The organism is Streptomyces sp. WM6378, assembly GCF_001279695.1.
GTDB lineage: Bacteria > Actinomycetota > Actinomycetes > Streptomycetales > Streptomycetaceae > Streptomyces.
Genome location: NZ_LGDD01000053.1, coordinates 1 through 9,998, shown reverse-complemented (window position 1 = coordinate 9,998; position 9,998 = coordinate 1). Strand labels below are relative to the sequence as shown.

Here is a 9,998-nt window from a genome sequence, read left to right as displayed (position 1 = left end):
GCTCTTCAGGCACCAGTTCTGGGAGCGGCTGATGGTGAACGTCGGGATCGTCCTGGTGTTCGCGGCGTTCTATTTGAGGTTCCTGAAGGGTTCATGAGCCGCAGCTGCCGCACTGCGGTCCACCCGGCGGGCGGGTGATCCACCCCCGGGAGGGTCCACAGGCGCAAGGACCTGGCGCGCCTCTGCTCCGCCCTCGCGAGCAGACGATCGCGCAGCTGCATCCCGGAGTCGGGCAGGGAGATCCTGCCGCGTGGTCAGGGTATGGGTGCGTCGGCCGCCGGGTCAGGCCGAAGCCGGGGCTCGAGGAAGGTAGCGGGCGGAGCGTCGGCCGCGGAGCGCGGCTCCCGACGCGGATGTGCCGGCTCGGGAGAACTGAAGGAAGGCGTGTCGCTGCCCAAGGGACTGCGTGGGTCTGTGGTCACCCGCCCAGTCTCCCCCACCGGCACACCTGACCCAACAGTCAACGGGGCATGGCCGACCGCTGCCCTCCGTATCTGCGTCTCAGGGCATCGCGAGGGGAGACACCCGACGGCAACCGTCGGTCGCCTCGGCCCAGCGACCGACCGCGCCACACCCGCCACCCAGTGGGGAAGAAGACTCCAACGCCCAAGAAGAACAAGACCGTTCCGGCCCACGAGACGCGCCAGAACGGTTAAAAGTAAAGTTGAGGGGCCCGGCCAGTGGGCGCCCGGAGGTCTCCGCGGGGGCGGCTCACGCCAGGGGATGATCACCAGACGTCCGGTGACCTTGCCGTCGGCGAGCCGGGTGAGGGCCTCGTTGACCTGCTCCAGGGGGGTACTCGGCTTCCACACAGCCCCGCAGGACGCCTGCCGCAGCCATCTCCATGACGGTGTGGGCATCGGCAAGGGTGGCGCCGACGGAGCCGCGGATCTCGGTCTCCCGTACGACGACGTCGAGCACGTCCAGGGTGGCGGGCCTTCCTGTGTAGCCGACGAGGATGCCCCGGGTCCGCGCCATCCGCACGGCCTGTCCAGGGGTGTACTCGTTCCCGACCGTGTCGATGACCACGTGGCAGCCTGCCCCTGCGGTCGCCGCGTGCACGGCTGCGACCGGGTCGCCGTCGCCCGGGTCGATGACGGTGTCCGCCCCGTACTGCCGCGCCTGTTCCCTGCTCGGCGCGTGCGGGTTGACGGCGATGACGTGGGCGCCGTCGGCGACGGCGACCTGGACGACGGCAAGGCCGACTCCGCCCGCTCCGATGACCACGACGGTCTCGTCCGGGGCTGTGCGGGCCACGGAACGGACGACTCGGACGGCGGTGGTTCCCGAGCAGCCGAGGACAGCGGCTTCGGCGAAGGAGACCGTATCCGCGATCGGCACCAGGGAGCGGGCGCTGGCCAGGTAGTACTCACACAGTCCGCCGTCGGAGTCGACACCGACCTTCGCTGCCGGGTTCGGACAGAGGTTCTCCGAGCCGTCGATGCACCATGTGCAGTGCCCGCAGCCTTCGTAGTAGTACGCGAGGACCCGGTCGCCGGTCCTGACCCTGACTCCTTCACCGACGTCGGCGACCTCGCCGGCGATCTCGTGCCCCAGCACGATGGGCAGCGGCGGGGTGATCGCAGAGCCGTCGGCGAGATGGAGGTCGGTGTGGCAGAGACCTGCAGCCCTGACACGGAGCAGTACCTGTCCCGGTCCAGGGACGGGGCGCGGCCGGGTTTCGGTGGTGAGGGGCTTGCCCAGAGCGTGCAGCACCGCAGCCGACATCACCGTGCCGGTCATCGTGACCTCCAGATCCGCCCGCCGAGTTGTCCGGCGGTCTCCGCTTCGGGATCTTCACACGGCGGAGCGTCTCCTGTGTCCATGGGGAGCTGGATTGACATTTCTCCCGTCGCTGACCTGCGGGGATGTATGGAGTTGTGGCTGCCGATTCACCCGTTGGGCGGGTTGCCCCGGCCTGGCCCGAGTACCGGATCATGCGTGCATCCGGTGTGCATACCGCCCCTGACCTGTGATGTTCGCCGTCAGCTGGCCGGAACAGGGAGAGGTCGCACGTCCGTGTGCCGGGCTGCCGCCCGCTTACCTTCCGACGTGAGTGGATCATCAGCGCCAGAGAGCAGATACGTGGACTTCGAATCGTTTCACCAGGCCTACCCGCGCATGCTGCGGTGGCTGATCGACGAGCCCGCCTACCAGAACGCTCCGCGCGGTTACGCCAGCCGCGAGCAGCTCGGCGTCCGGTTCCGGCTCGCGCAGGCGGACCAGCGGGTGGCGTTCGTGCCCGCCCGGCGCCTGAACATCGTCTTCAACTTCGCCGAGGCACTGTGGTATTTGGCGGGGCGGGACGACCTCGACTTCATCGCCCACTACGCGCCCAGCATCCGCAAGTACTCCGCCGACGGGCACCGGCTGACGGGCACCGCGTACGGCCGCGCCCTCTTCGGCGCCGGGGCGGGGCGGCCCGATCAGTGCCCGGCCGTCGTGGAGACCCCCCGCGAGGACCCGGACTCCAAGCGGGCCGTCATCAAGATCTTCCGGGGCGAAGAGCTCCAGGTGGCCGGCAACCCGGACGTCTCCTGCACCCTGGGTCTGCAGTTCCTCCTGCGCGAGGGCGCTCTGCACGGCGTGGGCTTCATGCGCGCCAACGACGTACTACCGCGGGATGTGTAGCGACGTCTTCTCCTTCACCTTCCTTCAGGAGATGCTCGCCCGCGAACTCGGCGTCCCCCTCGGCTCGTACGTGCACCAGGTCGGAACCCTGCACCTGTACGACCCCGACCACGCACGGGCCCTGGAGGTCCTGGCCGACCCTTCCGCCGCCGCAGTCCCGCCCTGGCGCTTCCCTGCGATGCCTGAGGGCGACACTGGCCCTACGTACGCGAAGTCCTCGTGATGGAGGCGCAGTTGAGGCAGAACCGCCACCGGCTCGGCAGCGATCCTGCCGCATATGGCCTGCCCGCGTACTGGACCCAGGTCCTCGTCCTGTTCGAGATCCACCGGCGCATCCGGCACGAGGAACCCGTCGGCGAAGACCAGCTGTCCCTCCTGTCTCCGCTCTACCGCGGCCTGGTCGAACAGCGCTGGCCGAACACCGCCCCTGCCCCTGCCGCCGTCTGAGAGGCCCACCCATGTCAACCAGCACCCACTGGCAGAACACCACCGCCGTCGCCGACGGCTTCGACGCCTACGACGACCTGCCGGAGCGCCTCATCGGCTACCCGGCCGTGTTCCGCGCCCTCGGCATCGGCACCCCCGCCGTACGCACGGTCCTCGACTGCGGATGCGGCCCTGGCAAGGTCGCCACCCGCATCACCGAGGCCGACGGCATCGTCCAGGTCGTGGCAGCCGACATCTCCCCCCGCATGCTGGAGATCGCCCGCACCCGCCGCGCCCATCCCCGCTTCGACTACCGGCAGATCGACAGCGGCAAACTGACCTTCCTCGCCGACAACTCGACCGACGCGGCCATGTCCTGCTACGTCTTCATCAACATCGGCGAACTCCCCCTCCTGCATGAGATCGCCGCCGAGGTCCACCGCGTCCTGCGCCCCGGCGCCCGCTACACGGTCCTCGACACCAACCCGGGCACCACGGCATCCCCTTCTCCACCTTCCAGAGCGGCGAGCCCGGCCGCACCTGCGCCCCCGGAGAACGCCGCCAGGTCCTCCTCGACCAGCCGGGCGGCAGCCACCCGCTGGAGCTCATCGACCACCACTGGCCCCGCCAGACCTACCTCGACGTCCTGACAGAGGCGGGCTTCACCGACCTGAGCATCGACGAGCCGATCCTGACCGACCCCTCGGCCCTTGCCTCCAGTGACCCGGCCGAGGCCATCCACCCTCCGTTCCTCATCGTCACGGGAGTCAAGCAGTGACCACCACCACGGCCGTCCAGCAGACCCGCAGCGTCTTCCTCGCCGGCCCCTTCAAAGGCCTCGTCGACGCCAACGGCGTCATGAACACCGAAGCCCGCACCCGCTTCGAAGCTCTCATCGAGCGCCTGGAGGCCGAGGGCTACCACGTCTACAACGCCCACCGCCGCGAGTCCTTGGGCGCGAAGTTCCTCACCCCCGACGAGTGCACCCGCCTCGACTACGACGAAATCTCCGCCAGCACCGTCTTCATCGCCTTCCCCGGCCACCCCGCCTCCCCCGGCACCCACATCGAGATCGGCTGGGCCTCCGCGCTCGGCAAACCGATCGTCCTCCTCCTCGAAGACGAAGCGGACTACGCCTTCCTCGTCCGCGGCCTCCACACCATCGCCGACGTCACCTATCTCACCATCAGCGACACCGAATCCCTGGCCGCCAAGGTCCTGAACACCGTCAACCGACTCGCCCAGCACGGCATGGAAACGGGCACCGGCACCTGAGCTGAGAGCCGAGGGACTGATAGGCCCTCGGCGTCACCCGCAGCCGGGCCAGATCCAAGTCCGCTGTTGTGCACCAAGGTTGTGCTTTGGGCCCGCGAGTACTGCTCCTGTTCGGCAGCGCGGTGGGATGCTGGGTGTGAGTGCCCGGGACGGCCGCCGCCCCGGCTGAAGGGGCGGCGGCCTCATGCGCGGGGAACGGTGAGCTCCCCTCCAACGTCCCCCGCGCGAGGCGCCCTTCCGGCAGCGGGGATGCGGGAATCCCTGCCCTGAAGTCACCGGACGGGCATCGGCTGGAGCCGCCGAGTCGGTGCTGCGGCTCCAGCTGGCCTGTCTGTCGTGGTGTGTGTGCCGCCTCGGGGTCCGGGAGAGCAGCAAGTGCGCAGTCACCACTCCAAGTATTGCCAGTGGGTGGACTGCACCCCTCTGTGGGCAGCGTAGGGCGGATACGCCGAGCCCGAAACCTTGCCCCATGGCTTTCGGCCATGGAATCGACCCTGGTGACCGTCATTCGCCACCATGCCCCGCCAACTCGCCGATGACGACGCAGAGCCCCGCCCTTGTTCCTACGTGGAGAAGCCGCGGACAGTGCCCCCTGCTGGCCGGTTACACGCCCATCAACGCTGTCCCGCTCCGCTCTGGGTTGCCGGCAGGAGCTCATGGGTCTCCCCTGGAGGCGCCTGGCAACTCCCGCAGCCGTGCCCCGTGGTCGAGGGGCACGGCCCCTGACTGTCGACCGGCGGGGAGATGGTGGTGGTCGTGCCGGCTCCTGATTGCGCTGGCCGATGACCCTATCGGGCAGCCGCGGGGCGCGCGGGCTGCTGGAGCCGGCACCGCTCGCACGGATGAATCAGCGACTGCCTGCACGTTTCTGCACCCCAGTGCCTCTCTACCGTGGCGGGTGTCACTCCAGACCCCGGTGGCTGCCTGAGCCAGCCACGCCCCGCCGATGCGGGGCTTGTTCAACCGGGGGACTGCCATGCCGGACGAAACCCAACCCACGCACACAGAACAGGCCCCGGCAGCACAGGGAAGCGCACACACCTACACCCTCGACGGATACACCGTGGTGGAGCTCCACGGCGAACTCGACCTCTGCTCGGTTCCCGCCGTCCGGGAACAGCTGGATGCAGCGACCTCAACTGCGGGTGCCCGCGTGATCGTTGACCTGCGGCCCGCCCTCTTCCTCGACTGCTCAACCCTCGCGTTGATCTGCCGCGCCCGACGCCGGGCCCTGCACACCGGCGGCACCATCGGGCTGGTCTGCACACACCCGTGGCACCTGCGGATCCTGCAAGCAGCAGGGCTCTGCACGGTTCTCCGCCCGGTCGCCACGGTGCAGGAGGCCATGGCACACGAACCGCACGACGGGGGCTGACGCGTTCAGAGGGCACTCGCCCCCTCCCGCAGAGGGCGAGCACACCCTTGTGGCCAGTGCCTGGTCATCCGCGACGGGGCCGGTCCGACAATCCGTCCTCCAGAGCCTCCCGCAGCGCCAACAGCGCGGGCAGATCAGCGCTCACCACGAACCGGTCCAACAAGACACCCGTACGCCACCCGTGCCCGTCACTGACGGCCCGCACGATGGCAGCGATCTCCCGGAGCTGGCCGTCAGAAAGCAAAGCACCCAATGGAACTACCCCGCTCAACCACAGGACCGAAGCCGGTCCATGCCCCCACCCTCCTCCTGCCGGCGTTCGCCGCGCACACCGACCCCCACGCTCGCCCTTCAGCCCAGCTCCAGGGCTCCTCTCTCCATCGGATCGGCGTGGTGGTGGACGCACCGGCGCTACGGGCTGCGTGGCCGGTAGCCGCTGTGGCCCTTCGGGAGGCAGGGGGCTGGTGGCATGGCGGTCAGGGCTGGGCCTCAACTCGCCGTTCACCGGGCTGGAATGAACAGGTTGGTGCGGTGTCGGTGAGTCAGTTCCCGGTGAGGGCCTATCGGTACGCGGAGTGGGCCGTTTGTCCCTGGCACACGCCGTTGGGGGGGCGGGATGGTGGGCAGGCAGCGCGCAGAACACCCAGGCGGTCACCTCAAGTGATCGCACGGCTGGGTAGCACCTCGCCGGGGCCCGGTTCCGCGCCCCGGTGCGTGCCCCGGCCCCGCTCATCGCGTACCACCGCCGGCCCGTACCGCTGAGGAATCCCGGATCTGCCGGGCCCGGCCATGACGGCTGCCGGCAGAACGGAGTTCCTCCGTGTCCCTCCCCCTTCCTGCCCGCCGCCCCCGCGTGCGGCTGCTGCGCAGACTGACCGTCCTGTTCTCGGCAGCCGCGCTGAGCTCGGCCGGGCTGCTGGCGACCGCCGGCACAGCCCACGCCGATGCGATCATCCAGATCGCCGGTCCAGCCGGATCCGTCCCGGCCAACACCGCCTACACCTACACCGTCACCGTCGCCGACACATCGGCCCAGGGCGGCCACGGCTTCGTCAGCATCGATCTCAGCGGCGCCGCTGCCACCTTCACCGGCGCCACCACCACCAACTCCCTCATGTCATGCAGCACCTCCGGCACACACGCCGAGTGCGACCCGACGGCCGACCCGGGCACCGGTGCCTTCACGGTCACCACCACCGTGCTGCCGACCGCGGCCGGAACCGTGACAGCGAACGCCGACCTCCAAGCCATGCCCGACAACACCGACAGCACGACCACCACCATCACCCCGGCCGGCCCGGTCTTCACCTTCACCGGGTTCTTCCAACCGGTCGACAACCCGCCCACCGTCAACACGATGAAGGCCGGACGGGCCGTACCCGTCAAGTTCAGCCTGAGCGGCAACCAGGGCCTGAACATCTTCGCGACCGGCTACCCCGTCTCGCAGAACGTCACCTGCAACACCGGCGCCCCCCTCGACCCCGTCGAGGAGACCACCGGAGCCGGCCAGTCCAGCCTGACCTACGACACGGCCACCGACACCTACACCTACGTGTGGAAGACCGACAGCGCCTGGAAGAACACCTGCCGCACCTTCGACCTCAAGCTCAACGACAACAGCGACCACTACGCGGGCTTCAAGTTCAACTGACCCAACACGACACCCACCCGGCCCCTACCGCCAACAGGCCACACCCGCGAGGCAGATGGCCAAGCCGGGCGCCCACCCCGCACCCCCCGGCCGGTCCGGGACACCCGTCCCGGACCGGCCGCTGATCTGGTTGACTCAAGAGCACGGTGGACGAACTTCACCGGCAGCCCAGTGACCAGGGGCAGGGGTGGCCGTTGCACGGAGCGGTCAAGGGAGATGGAAGTGCACAGGAGTCCCGGAGCGGCCCCTGCGGCATGACGACCGCTCGAGCCTCCCCGACTCCTCCGTCTTGGCGGGCCGGACCACGACGTCAGACAGTGCCGGATACCGGACCTGCCCCGGCCCGCACGGGTACGGAAAGGGGTGCGGTGCAGGTGCGGGACAAGCCCTACGGCGGGCGTGGAGTGCCAGGCGCCGCAGGGCTTCCCGGTCACTGCCCCAGCTCCCTGGCAGTGGCGTGCACTCGACAGGATCGTTCGCCGTCCCTGTTGAGCGGCCCGCCCCGTTCCGAGGGCGGTGGTGGATTCCTCTGCGGGAGAGCGAGGCACCGGGCCACTCCGAAACGAGACCTTGCACGTTCAACATACGGCGGCGACGTCCGCACCGGTGAGACCATCCGGCTCCATCAGTGGGCCATCCGGACCGAGTTGGGTCAGAGCCCCGTGGGCCGTGCAGCTCGCCGGGTGCGCAATGGACCGGGCGGGGGAAGCGAGGTAACCCGGGGCTGCGCAGAGCAGTTGAGCCCGGGGCACTGGAAAGTGCACCAGGGGCCAGAGGCCTGGACACGACCCGGGACCCCGCACACCCACCACCCCCGCCGCCCGGGCCGGCACCGCATATACGCGTCCGCGCCGGTGGCACCGGCGGCCGAGCACGTTCGTGTTGGGGTGCGGCTCTTGTCGGGTGCCCGTGATCAGGCTGCGTGACCACGCGCACCCAACAACAGCCGCACCCTTCGCTGTTGTGGCCGCGCCCGCGGCCCGGGAGGCTCCCGGCGGACAGCGGGCGCACGACCCCCACCTCCGACTATGCCTTCTTTAGTCTAAATAGGCACAGTTTGTGACGTTCTATACGTGCTCCTCGTTTTGAGGGCGCCGTGAACGCGCCGCTGCCCACCGGCGAATACAAGAAGGCGGGCGACGTCGAGGACTGCCCGACCAGAACCTCACGAAGACCTCCTCCAGAACCTCCCTGGCCAGACTGCCTGTTCCCTTCGCGGGCGGCCCGGTCCGGATCACGACCGTCGATGTCCCCGGACAGCGGCCGTACCCACCCACGCCACGGCGTCGAGGGCACCGCCGGGCTTCCCGACACGCGCCCGAACAGCCGTGACACGACCGAGGAAGAACACAAACCCACATGACGACGACCAAGAGACGGTGGCACCCGCTGCCCGTCACCGTGGTGGCCGCGCTCGCCTGCGCGGCGCCGTGGTGTACCGCACCCGCCGTCCTCGCCGAGACCGCAGATTTCCCCTCGCCCGCCAAGCATGGCGCCGACCTGTCCATGACGGCCACGACAGCACGCAACGGCCTGCGCGCGCAGTGGCCCGTCCCCCCGGGCGGCACCGTCACCTACACCCTCAAAGCCAAGAACATCGGCCCGTCCGTCGCCAAGAACGCCAAGGTCACCGACACCCTCCCCACCGGGATGACCTTCATCTCCTCCAAGGACGGCTGCACCGCGGCAGGCCAGAAGGTCACCTGCGGCCCGGTGAGCCAACTGGCCGTCGGGGCAAGCAGGACATGGACACTCCAGGCCCGCATCGCCCCCAGCTACACCGGAAACGGCAAGGACCTCAAGAACACCGCGACCATCACCTCGGACACGGACGACCCCCAAACCACCAACAACACCGCCTCCGCCGCGCTGCCCGGCGGCGGCACCATCGGCAAGGCCACCGCCGACCTCACCACGAAACTCGTGGCAGTGGGCACGAACAAGGTCGCGCCGGGTGAGCAGTTCGCGTACACCGTCACCACCCAGAACGCCGGGCCCTCGGACGCAACCAAGGCCGTCGCCGCCGACACCCTGCCCACACCCCTCACCTTCGTCTCGTCGAAGGACGGATGCACCGCGAACGGCCGGACCGTCACCTGCACCACCGCCGCCATCAACAGCGGCGCCGCCAAGTCCTGGACGTTCACGGTCAAGCTCGACCCGGCCTACACCGGCGACGGCAAGGACCTCAAGAACACCGCCTCCTCCAGCTCCGGGACCCAAGACCCCAACCCCGGCAACAACCAATCCACACCCGCCGACCCACCCGGCGGCGGCGTCACCCGGCCCAAGGCCGACCTGGAGGTGACCAAGACCTCCTCCTGAACTCCTCCGACCAGCGGGTCCAGCGCCCAGGCACTGGACCCGCCCGGGCCCCGCCCGCCGCGCACCAACCGCCACCGGCGTCATCTCGACCCCACCCGCAAGACCCCCGAACTCGTCCGCCAGCTCCAGGCCCTCGGCCGCCAGGTCGCCCTCACCCCGACATCAGCCTGACCGCCCGCCCCACCGACATCCGGTCCGCAAGCGGCCCGGATGCTGCCGCCTGCCCATCGGACCGTTGATTTTCCGTTCAGTAGTTGGGGCCGCTGCGCTGGCCGCCGTGATGGCGGGAAAATCGGCCTGTGTCCGTCCGGGACG

The 9,998-nt window shown here is 69.5% G+C and carries 9 protein-coding genes; 8 read left to right on the top strand and 1 reads right to left on the bottom strand.

Annotated features, from left to right (window positions below; genetic code table 11):
- Positions 1 to 711: 711 nt before the first annotated feature.
- On the bottom strand, positions 712 to 1,743 hold the full coding sequence (locus ADK54_RS07845; RefSeq protein ID WP_053724811.1) for an alcohol dehydrogenase catalytic domain-containing protein: 1,032 nt from the start codon (positions 1,741 to 1,743) through the stop codon (positions 712 to 714).
- A gap of 342 nt (positions 1,744 to 2,085) precedes the next feature.
- Between ADK54_RS07845 and ADK54_RS46680 the strand changes: the two genes are divergently transcribed.
- The 8 genes from ADK54_RS46680 (at position 2,086) to ADK54_RS07810 (ending at position 9,683) form a co-directional block, all read left to right on the top strand.
- Complete coding sequence (locus ADK54_RS46680) at positions 2,086 to 2,631, top strand: thymidylate synthase (protein ID WP_199826895.1); 546 nt, start codon at positions 2,086 to 2,088, stop codon at positions 2,629 to 2,631.
- On the top strand, positions 2,624 to 2,854 hold the full coding sequence (locus ADK54_RS46675) for a hypothetical protein (RefSeq protein WP_199826894.1): 231 nt from the start codon (positions 2,624 to 2,626) through the stop codon (positions 2,852 to 2,854). The genes ADK54_RS46680 and ADK54_RS46675 overlap by 8 nt, the downstream gene beginning before the upstream one ends.
- Positions 2,855 to 2,865: 11 nt before the next feature.
- Positions 2,866 to 3,078, top strand: coding sequence for a hypothetical protein (locus ADK54_RS46670; RefSeq protein ID WP_199826893.1), 213 nt, complete (start codon positions 2,866 to 2,868; stop codon positions 3,076 to 3,078).
- 11 nt (positions 3,079 to 3,089) lie between these two features.
- The gene (locus tag ADK54_RS07835; protein WP_053724810.1) at positions 3,090 to 3,707 is read left to right on the top strand and encodes a class I SAM-dependent methyltransferase; all 618 of its coding nucleotides are present in this window, start codon (positions 3,090 to 3,092) and stop codon (positions 3,705 to 3,707) included.
- Between the two features lie 124 nt (positions 3,708 to 3,831).
- Entirely contained in the window at positions 3,832 to 4,332 is a 501-nt protein-coding gene (locus ADK54_RS07830; RefSeq protein WP_053724809.1) for a nucleoside 2-deoxyribosyltransferase, read from the top strand.
- A gap of 976 nt (positions 4,333 to 5,308) precedes the next feature.
- Positions 5,309 to 5,707 (top strand): STAS domain-containing protein, encoded by a 399-nt coding sequence (locus ADK54_RS07825; RefSeq protein ID WP_053724808.1) that lies wholly within the window; start codon positions 5,309 to 5,311, stop codon positions 5,705 to 5,707.
- A gap of 820 nt (positions 5,708 to 6,527) precedes the next feature.
- Positions 6,528 to 7,358, top strand: coding sequence for a PxKF domain-containing protein (locus tag ADK54_RS07815; RefSeq protein WP_053724806.1), 831 nt, complete (start codon positions 6,528 to 6,530; stop codon positions 7,356 to 7,358).
- 1,359 nt (positions 7,359 to 8,717) lie between these two features.
- Positions 8,718 to 9,683, top strand: a complete 966-nt coding sequence (locus ADK54_RS07810) for a DUF11 domain-containing protein (protein ID WP_053724805.1) — start codon at positions 8,718 to 8,720, stop codon at positions 9,681 to 9,683.
- Positions 9,684 to 9,998: the final 315 nt, after the last annotated feature.

Excerpts from the sequence above, each read along its gene's own strand:
- ADK54_RS07810 (WP_053724805.1), top strand. The coding sequence starts at position 8,718 with ATGACGACGACCAAGAGACGGTGGCACCCGCTGCCCGTCACCGTGGTG.
- ADK54_RS07845 (WP_053724811.1), bottom strand. The coding sequence starts at position 1,743 with ATGACCGGCACGGTGATGTCGGCTGCGGTGCTGCACGCTCTGGGCAAG.
- ADK54_RS07825 (WP_053724808.1), top strand. The coding sequence starts at position 5,309 with ATGCCGGACGAAACCCAACCCACGCACACAGAACAGGCCCCGGCAGCA.
- ADK54_RS46675 (WP_199826894.1), top strand. The coding sequence starts at position 2,624 with ATGTGTAGCGACGTCTTCTCCTTCACCTTCCTTCAGGAGATGCTCGCC.
- ADK54_RS07835 (WP_053724810.1), top strand. The coding sequence starts at position 3,090 with ATGTCAACCAGCACCCACTGGCAGAACACCACCGCCGTCGCCGACGGC.